At 70.2% G+C, this 17381-nt stretch carries 16 protein-coding genes; 15 read left to right on the top strand and 1 reads right to left on the bottom strand.

Features of this window, described 5'->3' with window-relative positions:
• The first annotated feature begins 186 nt into the window (after window positions 1-186).
• From ABZS64_RS34455 to ABZS64_RS34430, 6 genes are all read left to right on the top strand, one after another.
• Entirely contained in the window at window positions 187-942 is a 756-nt protein-coding gene (locus tag ABZS64_RS34455) for a protein phosphatase 2C domain-containing protein (RefSeq protein ID WP_355838182.1), read from the top strand.
• A gap of 78 nt (window positions 943-1020) precedes the next feature.
• Entirely contained in the window at window positions 1021-2205 is a 1185-nt protein-coding gene (locus tag ABZS64_RS34450; protein ID WP_355838180.1) for a DUF932 domain-containing protein, read from the top strand.
• 282 nt (window positions 2206-2487) lie between these two features.
• Complete coding sequence (locus tag ABZS64_RS34445) at window positions 2488-3285, top strand: hypothetical protein (protein WP_355838178.1); 798 nt, start codon at window positions 2488-2490, stop codon at window positions 3283-3285.
• A gap of 114 nt (window positions 3286-3399) precedes the next feature.
• Entirely contained in the window at window positions 3400-3690 is a 291-nt protein-coding gene (locus ABZS64_RS34440; RefSeq protein ID WP_355838176.1) for a hypothetical protein, read from the top strand.
• 168 nt (window positions 3691-3858) lie between these two features.
• The gene (locus ABZS64_RS34435; protein ID WP_355838174.1) at window positions 3859-4545 is read left to right on the top strand and encodes a hypothetical protein; all 687 of its coding nucleotides are present in this window, start codon (window positions 3859-3861) and stop codon (window positions 4543-4545) included.
• Window positions 4546-4618: 73 nt separating this feature from the next.
• Entirely contained in the window at window positions 4619-5104 is a 486-nt protein-coding gene (locus ABZS64_RS34430; protein ID WP_355838172.1) for a hypothetical protein, read from the top strand.
• A gap of 206 nt (window positions 5105-5310) precedes the next feature.
• Here the strand turns inward: ABZS64_RS34430 and ABZS64_RS34425 are convergent, their stop codons facing one another.
• Window positions 5311-5547 (bottom strand): hypothetical protein, encoded by a 237-nt coding sequence (locus tag ABZS64_RS34425; RefSeq protein WP_355838170.1) that lies wholly within the window; start codon window positions 5545-5547, stop codon window positions 5311-5313.
• Window positions 5548-5579: 32 nt separating this feature from the next.
• Here ABZS64_RS34425 and ABZS64_RS34420 point away from each other — a divergent pair, with 32 nt between their 5' ends.
• From ABZS64_RS34420 to ABZS64_RS34380, 9 genes are all read left to right on the top strand, one after another.
• The gene (locus ABZS64_RS34420) at window positions 5580-6323 is read left to right on the top strand and encodes a DNA cytosine methyltransferase (protein WP_355838168.1); all 744 of its coding nucleotides are present in this window, start codon (window positions 5580-5582) and stop codon (window positions 6321-6323) included.
• Between the two features lie 359 nt (window positions 6324-6682).
• A complete protein-coding gene (locus tag ABZS64_RS34415; RefSeq protein ID WP_355838166.1) occupies window positions 6683-7291 on the top strand; it encodes a hypothetical protein in 609 nt (202 codons plus the stop codon).
• Between the two features lie 1098 nt (window positions 7292-8389).
• Window positions 8390-9424 carry a conjugal transfer protein gene (locus ABZS64_RS34410; RefSeq protein ID WP_355838164.1) on the top strand — a complete coding sequence of 345 codons (1035 nt, stop codon included), beginning with the start codon at window positions 8390-8392 and terminating at the stop codon, window positions 9422-9424.
• On the top strand, window positions 9421-9747 hold the full coding sequence (locus tag ABZS64_RS34405; protein ID WP_355838162.1) for a hypothetical protein: 327 nt from the start codon (window positions 9421-9423) through the stop codon (window positions 9745-9747). The genes ABZS64_RS34410 and ABZS64_RS34405 overlap by 4 nt, the downstream gene beginning before the upstream one ends.
• The gene (locus tag ABZS64_RS34400) at window positions 9744-10292 is read left to right on the top strand and encodes a hypothetical protein (protein WP_355838160.1); all 549 of its coding nucleotides are present in this window, start codon (window positions 9744-9746) and stop codon (window positions 10290-10292) included. The genes ABZS64_RS34405 and ABZS64_RS34400 overlap by 4 nt, the downstream gene beginning before the upstream one ends.
• Entirely contained in the window at window positions 10292-12940 is a 2649-nt protein-coding gene (locus ABZS64_RS34395; protein ID WP_355838158.1) for an ATP-binding protein, read from the top strand. Before ABZS64_RS34400 ends, ABZS64_RS34395 begins: the two co-directional genes overlap by 1 nt.
• Complete coding sequence (locus ABZS64_RS34390; RefSeq protein ID WP_355838156.1) at window positions 12937-13296, top strand: hypothetical protein; 360 nt, start codon at window positions 12937-12939, stop codon at window positions 13294-13296. The genes ABZS64_RS34395 and ABZS64_RS34390 overlap by 4 nt, the downstream gene beginning before the upstream one ends.
• Window positions 13293-15947, top strand: coding sequence for a hypothetical protein (locus ABZS64_RS34385; RefSeq protein WP_355838155.1), 2655 nt, complete (start codon window positions 13293-13295; stop codon window positions 15945-15947). The genes ABZS64_RS34390 and ABZS64_RS34385 overlap by 4 nt, the downstream gene beginning before the upstream one ends.
• 41 nt (window positions 15948-15988) lie before the next feature.
• Window positions 15989-17095, top strand: a complete 1107-nt coding sequence (locus ABZS64_RS34380) for a bifunctional lytic transglycosylase/C40 family peptidase (protein WP_355838153.1) — start codon at window positions 15989-15991, stop codon at window positions 17093-17095.
• Window positions 17096-17381 lie beyond the last annotated feature (286 nt).

The following is a 17381-nucleotide window of genomic DNA, read 5'->3' as shown; positions in this document are numbered from 1 at the left end:
GCAAGTAACCCGTAGGAACGCGGTTTCGCACAATCGGTACGCGCGTGTCACGTACGCGCAGCACCGGCTTAACACGCGTCCTGCACAGTGGTGGACCGCGCGGCACCAGCGCCCCAGCCGTCCGCCGCGCGCCCTCCGGCGCCGGCCACCCGTCATGCTGACGCCACTGTTTCAGGGAGTCTCGGTATGCCCGTCCGCTGGAGCGCCGCCACCGTCACCGACCAGGGGCCCCGCCGCTGCATGGCCGATGCCGCCCATGTGCACTACTACCGGCCCGCGGACCGTCACGGATGGGCCGTGGCCGACGGCATCGGCGACGACTACGAGCCCGCCGACGCGGCCCGGACGGCCGCCGCCGTTGCCGCCCACGTCGCTTCCATCAGCGGCGCGGCCGCCGGGATCGCGGCCGCCCGCGCCGAACTTCAGGACCTCTACGCCGGAGCTCCGCGCGGGCAGGAAGGTGACTGCGTGATGGTGGCCGCCGTGCCGATGGCCGAACGCGTCGGGGGAGGCTTTGACATCGCATGGGTTGGCGACTGCCGCGCCTACGTCGCCCAGAACGGCACCGTCCGTCAGGTCACCGAGGACCACACCCAAGGCGAGGAGATGCGCCGCAGCGGCAATGCGTGGACGCGCGAACTCGCCCCCGGATACGACCACATCGTCACCCGCAGCGTGCTGCGAGTCAGCCCGATCGCGTCCGTGCGCATCGCCGGGCCCGTTCAACGGCTGCTGCTGTGCAGCGACGGAGTATCCAAAGTCCTGCCCGCCGCCGACGTCGTGCGCATCCTGACCACCTCCGCCACCGCGCCCCGCATCGCACGCGCCCTGCTCTCCGCCACCCGCGCCCACCTCCGAGCCCGGGACAACGTCGCTCTCACCGTCCTCACCCCCCGCAACCGCACTCACGGGCCCGCCGAGAATCCCGCAGCGCGCATCTAATTGTGCTAGTATTTCTTATGTCGGCAGGGAATTGGCCCCCTGCCTGGCGACCGAACCACAACTCCGAGAGGAACCAACATGAACCAGCAGTACGCCGAGCGCACCGCCGTCCGCACTAGCCCGGAGGGAGCCCGCAACGCCACCCTCGGCGACCTGGTCGAGATCCTTCAGAGCCAGCAGGAGCGGAAGCTCGATGTGGTCGCCCCCGCGTCCGCGCTCAACGTGCACCACGGGAACCTGATCATTCAGGGGGTCGAGCCGGTCATTCAGCCGGACGCCGTCGTCAGCGTCGATGGCACCTACCGCCCGACCGAGGTAGCCGACGAGGGGCTGGCGGACAAGCTGCGTATCCCGCTTGCCTACCTGCGCCGCATGCGCACCGAGCACGTGGACCTGTACGACCTGAACGTGAACGGATGGCTGGAGCGCGAGCCGGAGCGCCGCTTTCTCGTGCGCGCCCTGCGCAGCGACGCTGCCGCACCGGGTGGGCAGCCGGGCGCGGGTGTCGCGCGCGCGTTCCTGTCCGACAGTTACCGCCTGATGGACAACTTCGATCTTCTGCTGGCCGCGCTGGACGGCATCAAGCAGTCCGGGCACGCCGCGCAGGTCACCGAGTGCGATCTGACGGACCGCCGCATGTACGTGCGCGTTGAGTCCGAGGAAATCGCCGTTCAGGCCCGCGAACTGCTCAGGGGCTACCGCTCCCCCTACACCGGTCAGACCGGTGACGAACTCCCCATGGTCTCGGCCGGTTTCGTCATCAAGAACAGCGAGGTGGGCGACGGGGCGTTCAGCATCACGCCCCGCGCGGTTGTGCAGGTGTGCACCAACGGCCTGACCATGACCGAGGACGTCATGCGCGCCGTGCACCTCGGCGGGAAGCAGGAAGAAGGCGTCATTCAGTGGTCCGGCGCGACGCAGAGCAAGGTACTGGAGCTGATCACCGCCAAGACCACCGACGCAGTTCGTACCTTCCTGTCCCGCGACTACGTCGAGGCCAAGGTTCGCGCGATCGAGGAGGCCGCAGGCCGCCCGGTCACCAACCCGACCCACACGATCGAGCAGGTCACCAAGAAGCTCAGCATCACCGGACCCGTCAAGGACCGCATCCTGTCCCACTTCATCCGGGGCGGACAGACCACGGCCGGAGGCGTCATGCAGGCGGTAACCGCCGCCGCGCAGCAGCTCCCGAACGCGGATGCCGCCTACGACCTTGAGGCCCTGGCCGTTCCCGCGCTGCACGCCGCCGCAGCGCTCGCCTAGCCCCTTCCCTTTGGGGCCCGGAGGGCCCGGACCAGCCCCACAAGGTCCGGGCCCCTCCCGGGGAGTGCGGAGCGCTCCCCCTCCGCTCCGCGCCGCGTAGCGGCGGCGCATCGCGCCTGCGGCGCAGGCGCGCGCGCAAAGAGAGTCCGAGCCAGCCCCCCACCCTGCACACAGGCCAGGCCCAGGCGTCGACGCCGCGCACTACGACTTGCAGGGCCGGCCGCCGGCCCCGGGCACAGCCCCAACCCTCGCGTACTGCTGACTCACGCCCAGGAGGCCCACGTGTTCACCCTGTCGACCGCATCCGGAACCGTCCGCATCAACGCCGCCGAGCCCGAGGACACCGGCGCCGTCCGCTACACGCTCACCGGAGCGGTCAGCGGAACCGTGCACGCCGTCGCCACCCACCACCCCCACCAGTGGAACGAGTTCAGCGCCGTACGCGTCAGCCTCGGAGCCGCCAACGACATGGAGGAGTTCCCCGCCGAGCCCCTGCCGCGCGTCCGCAGCGGCCGCCGCGCCTACCACGGCAGCATCGTGCGAATGCTCAGCGAGCCCGCTGACAGCGAATGGGGCTGGAGGCCCACCCCGAGCGGCATCCAGGACACCGAGGACCGCGACGCGCCCCCCAAGGCCGCCCACACCCTCGAAATGGTCATGCGCGCATGCGGAACCGACTACGCGGCCCGCCCCGACCTCCCGCGGCTTTTCACCGTGGCCCGACGACGCGAAACACCGAAGCTGCGCGCATGGCTCGCCGCGATGGTCCCCGCCGCCGAACGCGACATGCGCCGCAGCGAGCAGCAGGCGAAGGAGTACCGCGAGGCCGCGCGCCAGGTCACTGCCGCGTGGTGGCAGGCCGCCCGTTGGTGCGCTGCGCACCCGAGCCCGCTGCTCGCCCTGGTGCTCGCGCCCACCCGCGAGAGCCTCGCGCACCGCGCCGGATACCTGCCGCAGCGGGCGGAGATCCACGACGAATCCGCCCAGTTCTACCGGCGCAGGCTCAACCACTACCGCACCGAGGCCCAAGAACTGCGCCGCCCGAGCCGCAGGGCAGCCGCCGCCATGGCCGTGCACTGACCACGCCCCCTCGGCGGCCGCGCTGGTGGCGCATCCCCACTCCGCGCAGATGACCACCGATCCGCGCCGACCCGACCGGCGCGGACCGGCCCCTGACCGATCACGGAGGTACCCATGCCCGCCTCACCGACCGAACCCGACGCGCTCACCGCCGGCCAACTGCGCGATCTGCTCGCCCGCTTCCCCCACGACCACATCGTCGTCATGGCCGCCGACGCCGACGGCTGCGGCCCGTACTTCCCCGCGGCCGCCGTTGTCGAAGGCATGTACCTCCTCGACGACGAAGCGCGAGGGACTGCCTACCCGACCCCGGAAGCGCTCGCGCGCGACGAGGACGCCCGCCGCCGCTTCGGCGACCTCCCGGAAAACGCCGTCCGCGCCGTCGTCCTCTACCCGACCGACTGAACCCGCCGAGCCGGACAGCGAGAGCGTCAACAGCCCAGCTCAGCAACCGCTTTGGGGTGGCAACACCCCACCGATTCCACCTCTAAAGTGCTAGAATTACTTACGTCAGACAGTCCGGGTGGCCCCCCGGACGAACCCAGGCCACACCCGCGAACACCGGAGGACCCCATGCCCCGCACGTCCCGCACCCAGCCGCCCCCGCCGCAGTACCTCACCACCCAGACCGGCACCGGGCACCAGGTCACCGACCGTCTGAACGGCTACCCCCTCAGCGAGCACCCCACCGCGGAGGCCGCGCAGGCCGCCGCTGAGCAGCTGAACACCGACCCCGCGGCCGCCATCGCCGCTGCGCGTGCTTTGGACGACGAGCAGACCGGCCCGGCCGCGGATGTTCGGCGACTTCTGCGCCGCTACGGCTACGGCTGGTGTCTGGTCCAGAGCGACGCGGCGGCCCTGCACAGCCGGTACCAGCTTCGCGAGTACCTCGAAGCCGGGCACCTCGTGATGGTGTGGAGTCACCGAGGCCTGCCGTTCTACACGACCCCCGAGCGCTACCGGGAGTTGCGCATCGTCTTCCAGGAGGACGAGCGGGAGCTCATCCCCACCGCGGTTGAGTCGACGCTCCAGCGTCACCGGGAGCGGTTGAACGCCATGCCGCGGAGCCAGCGCTACGCGGTGTGCGAGACCCACGCGTACTCGGTCGGCCACTGCTGCCCGCCCCGCGAGGAGTGGGAGTGCGACTGGGGCGGGTGCAGCGCGAACGCCGTCACGAAGATCGCCGGACGCCCCGTGTGCGAGGGGTGCGCCCACCAGCTCGCCTACGTTTCCGGCGTGTCCCTCCCCCGCACCGCCTGACCACACCCCGCCGCTGGTGCCGCGCGATTCGTGCGGCACCAGCCCCAGGCACGAAGCGAAGGGACCGAACCCGATGTTCACGCCGATCATCTGCGGTGCATGCACCTGCGGCCGGTACCGGCCCACGGGCGCCGACCTGTACGAGTGCAGCGAGTGCGGGCACGAACTCACCGCGACCGATTTCGTCCTGGATCCGGAAGAGCTGTTGGTGTGCCACGAGGGCAGCATGCACACCCGGCTCGCCGAGGCTGTATCCGGGCTGTATGAGGTCCGGCCCACACACGGCGTGCAGGGCCCGTTCGTCCGGGCAACGCTCCTGCGCGCGCTGCGCCGCCAAGAAGTGTTCACCGGCACCGACCAGGTGAACGCGGCCAACCGGCTCAAGTTCGACGAGCACCTGCCCGACCGCGGCCCCTGGTACCTCACCAAAGACGAACTGCGCGCGCTCGCCGCCGCGCTCCGCTGGCGCCTCGCATCCTCCGACACCGTCGACCCCCGCCACCAGACCATCGCGCAGGCCATCTACGACGCCGCCGACCAGGCCCGCCAGCCCCAGTAACCCGCCGCCCGGGGCCCGACGCACGCCCCGTCGTGCTTAAGAAGGCGCTCACCGAGGCCTCCCAGCGGCGCTCCGATCCGGTCCCCGATACTGCAGAATGGGGCGGCGGGCGTGACGACTTCGCGGGCCGCTACACGTTCGCCTTCTGGCGGTCCATCAGCCAGGGCATCACCGCCGCTGAATCACCCAGCTATGCGCGGTTCTTGTCAGGGCTTGGGCGCTATTCCTCGAAGTCGGCGGCGGCTCAACTCGGCTGCATAGGCAGCCCGTGCCGAACCTGCCTCCTTGGTCCACTTCTCGGCCCGGTTGATGTGAAGTCCCAACAGGCGGCTGAGGACGACGGCTGGGAGTTCAGCGGAGAGCTCGATGAGTGTGGTGTTGCGGGCGGGCCGTGCTCGGATGCCGAGAGCGGTCAGCTTGCGCATGAGTTGGCTGCTGCTCATCGGCTGGCCACCGGCCATCCCCGGGATGAGCGGTGTGGGACGCCATGGGCTATGACGGCCTGATCGCTTCGTTCGACGCCGCCCACATCTCCGACGAGGACACCGAGACCGCACCGCAGCACCGGAACCGCATCGTGTTCGTCTTCGTCAAGAAGGGCCTCCCCCTGCCCGGCCTGCACCCGCGCCCCGCCTGCCTGTGCCCCCAGTGCGGCCCGGTAGAGGGGGTGCAGGCATGGGCGAAGAGGTTCGACAAGTCCGGAGCCCGCAAGGTCGGCATCTACGGCAAGCAGTACAAATACCTCTGCCCCCACGCACGCTGCCACCGGACGGTCGAGCCGGCGACCCGGCCGATCCGCGACCACATCGACCTCACCCTGCCCGGGCGTCAGTTCCGAGACGGACGGGCCAACTGCAAAAAGTTCACTCCCTACGTGCCGGAGACCCGCCGCAAGGTCGCCATCGGCCTGGAGCGCTTCGGCGATGAGGCGTTCCTGGTCATCCTGCGCAATCACTGCACGGTGCAGTCCCTGGACGAGCCGATCGGCGCGATCACCGCCGAAGGCAATCACCACATGCTGGTGAAGCCGGGCCGCACCATCGACGACTGCGAAGTCCAGATGATCAGCCTCAAGACCAAGGCGCGCGCCCAGCAGTTCCCCGACACCCACGCCTTCCAGGGCACCACCGCATCCGACCTGACCAGGCAGGTCGGCAACGCCGTGCCGGTCAACGTCGCCTACTGGCTCACCCAGCAGCCGCAGCCCAGCCTGAACTGAATCACCAAGTGACTGCCTGAGACGGGGCTGCGGTGCGAGCTGCCGCGGCCCCTGTCCGGTCTTAGTGAAGTCCGGGCGGCCTCAAAGATCTCCGGGCATGCAGCTCAATGGCTGTACGGGGGCCCAATGTGCAGCGCGCGGCGTCTCGCGCAAGTCCGGGCACCGCAGGTCGAGGCCTCGCGGTACCCGGAGAGATCCGAGACAGGACGGCCCCGGTTCAGGCACACCCCTCACGCGACGCAGGAAAATGCTGTACATTTATTTGCGTCGCACCGCAGGTGGTCCTGCAGTGCGACTCCCGAACCGTGACCCGCATTCACGCCGGTGACAACCGCCGGCGCCACAACCAAGGAGAACTGATGATCCCCGCCGGCCGCACCCCTCTTGGCACCGCGGACGTCGCCAAGCGCATGGGCACGAAGTCCCTGCCCCGTACGGTCGCCGAGCAGCTGCCCGAGCCGATCAGCCGACAGGGCGCACGCACGTTCATCTGGGATTCCGAGCAGATCGACGCCAGGCTCGCCGACGGGAACGTTCCGGAGCTGCCTGAGAAGGAGTCCCCGGAAGACCTGCTGGACCGGGAAGAGGCATGGCAGGAACTGATCAAGCTCGGTGTCGAACTCAAGCCCTCGACATGGCGCTCGTACCTCGCCCACGGCTACGCCCCCAAGCCGGACAAGGAGGTGTGCGGCGTCGCGCACTGGTACCGGCGCACCATTCTCGCGTGGCCCGGACAGCGCCCGGGCGAGGGTGCCGGCGGCGGCCGTCCCAAGGGCACGGGAGGCAAGCCGCTCGACCGTTCCTCCGACCCGCGGCTGGCCCGGAAGGAAGCCCGCAAGGGCCGCATCCGCACGATGCTCGAGGACTCCAACGGTCGGGCAACCGCAAAGCAGATCGCCGAGGCCGAGGGCATCACCGAGCGCCAGGTCCAGCGCCTTCTCAGCGAGATCCGCGAGGAGGTTGAGTAACCGCCGTCTGTCTACTCGGCGTCCTGGTCACCCGCGGAGCGACACCCCTGATGCCCGCTGTCCCAGATCGCGGCTCACAGGTGATCGCATCACTCCTCGCGGTGGGGTTCGGCTTGGGCGGCGCCTTCTGGTTCGAGGACGTCGTGAGCGTCGTCTCGTACCGCACGCCCCATCCTCACCTGGCCTCCTCACCGAGCAGCCGCGCAACGAACCTCAGCTGCCCTGCGATTCCCGAAGGATTTGACGGCGCCTGGCCCAAGGTGCCGTGTCCAACTGGCCCCGACGATCTGGCCACAAAGATCGCCGGGCTTTCCCCTTCCTCATCCGGGGTGACAGAACGTAGCGGCCGCCCGAGGCGTGCGCACCGCTGCCGCGACCCCGGCACACTCGCACCAGCCGCGCCGACGACGCGCGTGGCAATCGCCGCGCAGAGGTTCCCGGGTGGCTGCGCAGCCTCTTGGCGGCCCGCCCCGCAGACCCGCGTCCGCGGACCCGTTGAGCGACGGACTACGCGTCAGTCACTCGCTGCTGCGCAATGGACAGGCGGGCTGCGTAGCGTCTGCGCAATCCCCCTCTTCGGCGTGTGCGCGAGGGTCGCATTGCGCAGGGCTCGGCCGGGCCGAGGGCCCATTGCGCAGCAGCCGGATTGGGGCTTGCGCTCTCCTGTTCGCCGGCCCGCCGGGGCGGTTACGGCCGGATTGAGAGCGGTGAGTAGCCATGGTGAGTTTCCCCGAAGAGAGGCCGGGCCGTGGTGAGTTCCGCCATGAGCCGTGGTGAGTTTCTGTTTCCAGGTGCCACGGTGGGTCCCATTGCGTGGTGAGTTTCTGTTTGCAGGCACCGGGGGCGTGGTGAGTTCGGAAATTCTTTGGATTTCGGTCCAGCGGGCTTGTCGTCGCCATCCCTGGCCGTGCTGAGGGGAAGGGCCTGTGACCAGGCGTGGTGAGTGCTGGGCGCTACTCACCACAGACTGGAAAAACTCACCATGAACGCCGTTGCTCAACCGTGATTTTTGAGGGGCTCTGGTGGTGAGCGAATCGGTGAGTGGTGCATGGCTCCATAGGGGCAACGCCTGAACGTCCCTTTCCCAGGAGCCCTTCCATGCCCATTCATGCCCCACGTAGGCCAGCGCCCGCGGCCCCCTCCCCTTCACCTCCCCTGCGTACGGCGAACGCCTCCGTCCCCGCCCTGCGCACTGCGCACCGGCGCGTCTCCCTGACCCGGATCGGGGTATGGGCGGCACTCGCGGCCGGTCCGGTTGCGCTCGCTGTCGCGTGCGCAATGCCGCGCACCGTCGTGGCCGCTGCGCAGCCCAAACAGGCCGCGGCGTCCGCGGTGCGCACTGCGGATCCGGCCGGCGCGGCCGCTCTGTTCTGTGATCTGTGGCTGCGCAGCGACGCCGCCCAGGCTGACAGCAACACTGCGCAGGCCGTGCACGCGCTCGCCCCCAGCGTCGCGCTGCCGAACCCTTCCGTGAAGACTGCGCAGGTGCTGCAGCGCACCGTGGCGGTGCGCAGCGTACGGCTGGACGAGGGCAGTTGGTCGGTCGTCGTCGCCGCACAGTTCACTGTCCGTGATGGCGCGAGCCGCTCGGCAGGGGCAGTGGAGTCGACGCTCGTGCGGTACTTCGCCGTCCCCGTGGTCGCGACCGAGGGCGCGAGCGGACCGGGGGCGTTCACCGTCACCGCCGCCCCCGCCCAGGTCGCCGGACCCGGCACAGCGAAGGTCGCGAACTCGCGGTACGTCAAACCGCTGCCCGCCGACAGTGCGCTCGTCTCCACCCTCGGCGAGTTCTTCAGGGCCCACCTCGCCGGGATCGGCGAAGTCGCTCGCTACCTGTCGCCCGGCACCGAGCTGAGTGCGGTGAGCGGCTCCGGCTACACGGCGGTGCGGGTCGATCAGGCAGCCGCCGACTCCGAGAACGCCATCGGTGCCGTGCCGGGTGACGGCACACGAGCGCGGGTCCAGGCCCGTATTACCGCCACCGACGCGACAGCGGGCACGTGGCCGCTCGTCTACACGCTGGAAATGACCGCCCGCTCCGGCCGGTGGGAAGTCACCGCACTCGAAGCCGGAGCCCCGGCCAAGAACTCACCCGAGCCCACCAGCCCCACCACGGCTGGGGGTGCGCAGTGAACGGCTCTGATGTGCAGCTGGCGGGGAAGCTCGCCGACCTGGGCAATTCGTGGCTCACCACGCTGGGGACGTGGGGTGACAAGGGTCTGCAGGTCTCACTGGTGGCCATCGTCGTCATCACCGTGGTCCGCAAGGTCAGTCTCAAGGCCGGGATCGGCGCTCTGATCGGCCTGGTGGTGGCTTTGGGCATTTACAACTCCCGCGGGACGCTGGCGAACCTCTTTGAGGACGAGGTCAACAACCCGGTCAAGGGCGGCGGGGCCGTCACTGTGGTGGTCTCCCCGCAGCCGGACCGGCTGCCGGGTGTGGGCGGTGCAGCGTGAGCGCCACGGCCGCAGCCGCAGCAAGGCCGCGGGTCGCCCGGGTCTATACCGCCGCCCGCCGGCACCCGTGGGTGCTGGGCAAGCTGGGCGACTGGGTGATCTGGTTCGGCCCCTACACCCCCGCGCAGCTGGTGGTGATGGGCGGCGGCGCCCTGCTGCTGATCAAAACTTATCCGTGGTGGTCGTGGCTGGGGCCGGTGCCCATCGTGGTGTGGCTGGTGTCGATCTGGGCCGTCCGCGGCGCCAAGATCGGCGGCCGGTCCCCGTTCACCGCCGCTTTCGGGTGGCTTGCCCTGCTCGCGCAGCACCCGGCGGGCCGGATCGGCGGCCGCCCCGCCCGCGACCGGCGACCCAGCATGCTCACCGGCGCGTTCGTCATCGAGCCCGCACCCGCAGCCGCGGCCGTCCCGGCGCGTGCGGTGACTTCCCGCCGCAGCTCACCCGCCCCCGCTCCCGCGGCCGCTGCGGTGCGGCCGGTGCCGGTCAGCGGACTGGCCCAGTTGCTGCGCGACGCCGAGACCAGCCAGACGGCCGGGAGGCTCTGATGCGGATCCCGTTCCGGCACATCGCCGGACACCTGGTGTGGTCGACGTCGGGCAGCGTGTGGGCGATCTGGCGCATATCCCCCGTCGGCGGCCGCTACGTGCCGACCCGGGTCAGGGACGAACTGCTGGGCCGGGTCACCTCCCTGGTGCGCTCCCTGGCCGGGGCACCGCGCCTGTTCGGGCTCGCCGCCACCGTCGACCCTGCCGAGGTCGCCGATCAGATGGTCGTCGGCGTCGACTGGCAGCGCCTTCCTGCCTGGCGCGAGACCACCGCAGTCGGCCTGAACCTGCTGGCCGGTCAGGAGATGCACCGCCGCACCCTGTGGCTGGCGATCCCGCTGTCCTCCCCGCACGGCCGCTTCGACCTCACCGCTACCCGTGCGTCGATGTGGTCGGAGCTGTCCGGCACGCTCGGCCTTGCGCCCGCGCCGGTGCCCGCGGACGAAGTGGCCGACTACACCGAGCAGGCAGGCCGGGTGCAGGCCGCGCTCGGCGGAGGCCTCGCGCTGCGGCCCGCATCCCCGGCGGAGATCGTGTGGATGGTGCAGCACGCCGTGCACCGAGGCTTGGAGGAGCCGCTGCTCGCGGATACCGAGCAGTCGACTCTGTATGGCGGGCGGGTGGCCGAGGGCCAGTTGCGCTCTCCCTCCTACGCCGACCTCGGGCAGGTGCGCCTCGCCGAGGGCGGCCGCCCGGTCAAGCAGGATGAGGATGGCGGCCGCGGGGACGACCAGCCGAAGAAGAGGGGAAAGCCGAAGGGCGATCAGCCGTGGTGGCGCAAGGACGGCGCGTCGCCGTTGCTGCGGCGCTGGCTGCAGGTTGAGTGCGAGACGGGCACCGGATACCAGGCGCACCTCGCGCTCGCCGAACTCCCCGCCGCACGGACAGTCGACTCCGCGGACCTGCTCGCTCAGCTGGAATCCCTCGACTTCCCCGTCGACTTCACCGTCGACCTGCAGGTGGTGACCGCGGAGCGGGCCAAGGAACAGGTGCGGCGTAAGAAGAAGGAACTCCTCGACCAGGCCGAGCAGTACGGCGCGCAGCCCAACGGCATGCCCCACTCCCTGCCCGAAGCGGCCGGGGATCTCGCGGAAGAGGAGGCACGGCTGTCGCGCACCAGTGTGGAGGTTGAGGTCCAGTCGGTGACCGTGCTCACCGTCTGGGGCCCCGACCCTGTTACCTGCGATACCCGGGCGCGGACGCTGGCCGCCCTGTTGTCCGGCGGGGACTACCGGGCGGTGCGCCCGCACGGCATGCAGGAAGCCCTGTTCACCCTCGGGCTGCCGGGAGCTCCCCGGCCTGCCGGGGTGCGGGAGTTCACGCAGCACCAACTGTCCGAGGACTGGGCAGCATCCGGGGCCTTCACCAACACCACTGTGGGGGATCCGACCGGGATGATGGTCGGCTACGACCTGGACTGCGGCACCCTCCGGCCGGTCCTGCTCAACATCGCCGACGCCCCGCAGCGCAACGCCTCCGCCTCCGTGGGCATCATCGGAGACCTCGGCGCCGGCAAGAGCGTGCTGGAAAAGCTCCTCGCCTCCGCCGTCGTCGACCGGGGCGGTCGGGCGATCGTGATCGACCGCACCCCGATCCGCGAGTGGGCCACCTTCGGCAAGTCGGCGGCCGGGGACCGCTGCCAGTTGATCGACGCTGCCAAGGCGGAGCTGTCCATCGACCCGCTGCGGGTGTTCGGCGGTCCCATCGGCGCCCACTACGCCCTGTCCTACCTCACCCTCCAGCTCGGAGTCGGGCCCATGTCCGCGTCCGGCGCCGTACTGCACCACGCCGTCGAGGAAGCCGCCGCCGGACCTGAACCCTCGATGGCCGCCGTCCTGGACATCCTGGCCGCCATGGCGTCCAGCGCCGCGGGGGCAGCCACCCGCAGGGACGCGGCCGCCACGATGTCGGACCTGCTGCAGATCGTCGCGGGCAATCCGCTGGCGTCGATGGTGTTCGATCCCGAACTGCCGCCGGTCACGCTGGACGGTGATCTGGGTGCGGACATGGTGGTGGTCACCACGACCGGGCTCACCCTGCCGCCGCGCGAGGCCTTCGCCAACATCGACGTGCTGCGCCAGCAACCCTTGGAGGCGCTGATCGGGCGGGCTGTGCTGTATCTGATCGCGGCGATCGCACGGCAGGCCGCGTTCAGTGACCCATCCCGGTTCTGCACGGTGGCGATGGACGAGTGCTACTGGCTCACCTCAAGTGCCGAGGGCAGCGCCCTGGTTCACGAGATCCTTCACGACGGCCGCAAGCACGGCGCCGGCTGCATCCTCGGCGCGCACGACGTCGACGAGCTCGGCAAGGACGCCGGGCTACTCGCGTACAAGGCCCTGGCTCGCACCAGCAATACCGCCCGCGCCGCCAGGGGACTCACCTTCCTCGGGCTGGACAGCGAATCCGAAGACCTCATCCGCTTGGTCACCACCGGTCTTTCCCCCGTCGGCCAGCAAGGACGCGACGGCGAAATGCTGCTCCGCGACCCGCGCATGCAAGTCGGCCGCATCAAAGTCCACGTGCCTCCCGTGCCCCGCATCGAAGACGCCATCTACACCACACCCAGCACCCAACGGGCCGAGGACACAGCGCCGGTTGCCTTCGCCGAGCAGGTCACAACCGCACCGGCAGGGAGCCCGCGATGACGTACCTCTCCCCCGCCCGCACCCGCCTCTTTCTCTGCGTCGCCACAGGGATACTGCTTCTCGCCTGCACCGTTGCGGCCTGGGTGCTGCCCCGCCCGCTCGTGGGAGCCGAGCGCGTGGCCACCGCGACGCCCGCCACGACTTCAGTGCGCGAGGATCCGTGCGACCTCATCCTCGGCCCGGCCCGAAACAACTGCACTCCGCACAACGCGGAGAAGACCGAGCCGGTCGCAGCCGCCGCGTCCACGAGTCCCTCTGGTGATGAACAGGCGCTGTGGCTGCTGCTGTTCTCCACCGTTGCCATCGCCGCGGCGATCGGCCTGGCCATCACGACGACGGGACGGTCGACCCGATGAGGCCACTCGACCGCGGCACGCTCCGCTCCGCCGGATTCACCGTCCTGCTCACTGCTGTGTTCCTGACCGTGAACACGAGCGTCGCGCAGGCCGCCACCGGCGATGCCGAGACCGGAGACTTTCTCGCCCCGCTGAACGTCACCGGCTCCGAAGGGGCACCGATCAACGGATACGAGTTGTCCGCCAGCGGCGGCTCGATCTTCTCCTTCAAGTCCCAGGGCCTGGCCTTTGTCCTCAGCGGCCTGTTCACCATTATCCGGCTGCTGGTCGGGCTGGCGTGCTGGGCCGTCGAGATGGCCTTCAGGTTCCCGCTGCTCAAAGCCCTGGCCGCGCCCGCGCAGAAGGTGTCGGACGCCTACGCCGACGCCGTCGTCAACACCCTCGGCCTCAAAGGGCTCCTGCTCTCCTGGGCGTTCGTGTTCGGGCTGATCCTGTTCATGCGAGGCAAGGTCGGCAAAGGCCTCGGGGAGATCGTCCTCACCCTGCTGATCGCCGCATTCGCGGCCTCCGCGTTCGTCCGCCCCGACTACCTGCTGTCGGAGCAGGGCCCGCTCGTGACGACGCAGCAGGCCGCGGCCGAGGTCGCGCAGCAGACCGTCAACTCCCACGTCTGGGGCGGAAGGATCTACAACCGGGGGCCGTGCGAGGGGATGTCCGGCCCAGGAGAGCTCAAGTGCCTCGAGATCGAAGCGAAGAAGCCGATCGAGGCCTCAGAGGTGGCCCGCCCGATTCAGGACTCGGTCACCAACGCCCTGGTCGTCAAGCCGTACATGCTGCTGCAGTACGGAAGGATCCTCGACCCCGCCAAGGAAGCCGACCAGAAGGCCTACAACGTCCACCTCAAGTGGATCACCGGCGGCTACAAGGTCGGCAAAGAGAAGAACCAGGACAATGCGTGCCGCTACCTGGGTGGCCCGGCCAAGCGCTACTGCAACGAGGACGCCAAGAAGGAGAAGCACCCCGACGACCTGCCACCGCTCACGGCGGGCGATGCGCTGCTGGAGAGCGGTGACAGTGCGCTGCTGAGCGAGGAAGACCAGCGCTTCGCCGCGTTCCTTGAGGATCTCAAGGACGCCGGGCCGGTCGGCAAGGCGTGCGCGGAGTACGCCAAGACGCCCACCTGGTGGCGGGTGGGCGGAGCGGTGCTGCTGCTGATCGCCGCTCTCATGATCTGCGCGATGCTGCTGTCGTCGGCGATGGTGCTGCTGGGCACCCAGGCCGCCGATGCCGCCGCGGCGGCCGCCGGGGTCGTCGCCCTCGTGTGGGGCATGCTGCCGGGCCCCAGCCGCCAGGTGGTGTGGAAGTGGCTGGCCGTCTTCTGCATCTCAATGATGACCATGTTCGGCATCTGCATGTTCCTGCCGTTCTTCGGGATCGCCGTGGACGTGATCCTGACCGACGGTCCTGACCTGATGGTCGAGCGGATCCTGCTCCTGGACGTCATGGCCCTGGTCGGCCTCGTGTTCCACCGCCGACTGCTGGCCGGCATCACCTCCTTCGGGCAGCGCATGGCCATGCGGATGCGCTACGCAGGGGTGGGCGGCACGCATCTGCCCGGCGACACCTCGGAGTTGGGTGCCGCGCTGGCGATGAACGGGCTCGGAGGCAGTGGGATATCGCCGGGTCTGCTCGCAGGCCCGTCGGGAGCGCACCTGGCATTTGGGGCCCGGCACCGGCTCCTGGGCAGCCTCGCCGCCCTCGGGGACGGCACCGGAATGCTGTTCGATCCCGGCCGGATGTTCGGCGAGGCCATGGCCGAGGGCCGCCGCGGACTTGCCCCTCTCGCGCTCGGCCGCCAAGGTGGCCGCCTTGCTCTGCGGGGCGCCTACGGCGCGCTGATCGGCCGCCGCCCGCCCCAGGAAGACGAGTCCATCAGACTTCTGCGGCTCATCGCCAAGGGCGGGGACGGAGACGGCGGCGGCGTCCCTGGGGGGCCGGACGGCGGCGGTCGGCTGACCGTCGACCCCAGGACCGGGGAGATCCTGCATGACTCCGATACCGACCGGCCACTGCTCGGCTCGCGCATCCACCAGCGCGCATCCCGGCTGCGCGGGTACCGCATCGCCAGCCGGACCGCGCGGATCGGGTACGGCGCCACCCTCGGCCTGCCCGGCAACCTCAAGACCGCGGGGCGCAAGGCGTCCCAGTACACGCAGGACGCGCAGACCCAGCTGAGAGTGGCCGCGCACCAGGTCCGTGAAGACGCCGGCGAATGGGCTCAGGCGGGCAGGACGACCGCTGCCGCGGGCCGGGCGTTCGGGCACAGCGTCGACCACGTGTCGCAGCGCGTGGCCACCGCGTGGCAGGTCCACGACCCGGCCACCACCGTGCGGGCCGCGGCCCGTGACGCCGCGGCCGGAGCAGTCATCTTCAGCTCCACGCCATCGGCCAACGAAACGGGCTCGCGCGGCGGTGCGGGCGGTGGGGGCAGGGCAGCGTCGCGGACGGAGGATCCGGCCATTGATGCGCGGCGGCGGGTGTTCGACGCCCTGATGCAGGCGCAGCGCACCGGGTGGGAGCACGACCCCGAAACGCCGCGCTCCAGGCAGGCGCCGCGCTCCACCGAGAGACCGCGCTCCAGGCAGACGCCGCGCCCCGCCCAGGAGGACCGGTCGACCTGGGACTCGTGGGACGGCGGTGACTTCGAATGATCCGCCACAGGAACCTGAAAGCCAGATGGGGATGTGTCCTGGTGTTGCTGCTTGTGTGCGCGGCGGGCTGCGCCGGGCCGCTGATCACGATGATGTCCGCGGCGGCCGCCCTCGGCAGCGGCAGCGACTCCGCGGCGGAGGACCACATCAGCGGCGCGGCCGTGGGGATTCCCGAGCGGATGCTCGCCGCCTACACGAACGCGGCCACCGGCGACACCGACGTCGTGCCGAAATGCCGTGGCATGCGGTGGCAGATCCTCGCCGGTATCGCGCGAATCGAGTCCAACCACGCAACTGGCCACAGCATCAGCGCGGGCGGGAACATCACCCCGCACATCCTCGGGCCCGTGCTGAACGGTTCCGGTGCCGGCGGCAACACCACCGCGTTCCCTGACACCGACGGCGGACGGTGGGACGGCGACAGCCGCTACGAGCGGGCTGTTGGCCCCTTCCAGTTCCTGCCCGAGACCTTCCGCAGCTATGGCAAGGACGGCAACAAGGACAAGGTCGTCGACCCGCACAACGCCGATGACGCGGCCCTGGCCGCAGCGGTCTACCTGTGCGGCCAGGGCCGGAATCTCGGAGACAAGCGCCAGTTGAAGAAGGCCGTGTTCGCCTACAACCACTCCGACGCCTACGTGGAGGATGTGCTCGGCTGGATCGAGCGCTACGACACGGCCGCGCAGAAGCCGGACCTGGTCGAGGCCACCGGCAAGGCCCGCACCGTCCTGACCGCTGCGCTCAAGCAGAAGGGCGTGCCCTATTCGTGGGGCGGCGGCAGCACCCACGGACCCACGACCGGGGTGTGCTGCTCGCCCGGCGGGCAGGACGGCCGCATCGTCTACGGCTTCGACTGCTCGGGGCTCACCCTGTACGCGTTCGCTCAAGCGGGGGTGACACTGCCGCGCACGGCGGCAGCCCAGGCCAGCGTCGGCAAGCGCATACCAGCGTCCGCCGGATTCAAGGCTCTGAAGCCGGGCGACTTGGTGTTCTACGGCTACATCCCCACCAGCAACAGCACCATCCACCACGTCGGGATCTACCTCGGCAACGGCCAGATGATCAACGCCGCCCGGCCCGACACGAAGGTCCGCGTCGACTCGGTCACCTCGATGTCCGACTACGCGGGAGGGGCCCGAATCCTATGACCCCCCTCGCAACACCATCACAGCATCGAATCCCGGACCGTGCCCTGGTCGCCGCCGCGGCCGCCCTGGCCACAGCCGGATGTGCCCTGGTCGCTCTCGGCTTGTCGCACCCTCCCGCAGCTACCCCTTCCAGCCCGGACTCACCAGCGGCCCGCACCGGCAGCATTTCCCCCTCCACGCCGACGGACCACGCCGCCCACCCCACGCCGAAACCAAGGGCGAAGACGACTTCGCCGCCGCCCGCGGCGAGCGAGCTCCCGCCGCCGGGATCAGGCCCGAGCGCCGA

It is taken from the genome of Streptomyces sp. NPDC005408 (assembly GCF_040606445.1).
Classification (GTDB): Bacteria; Actinomycetota; Actinomycetes; order Streptomycetales; family Streptomycetaceae; genus Streptomyces.
This window is presented reverse-complemented; position numbering and strand designations above follow the sequence as displayed.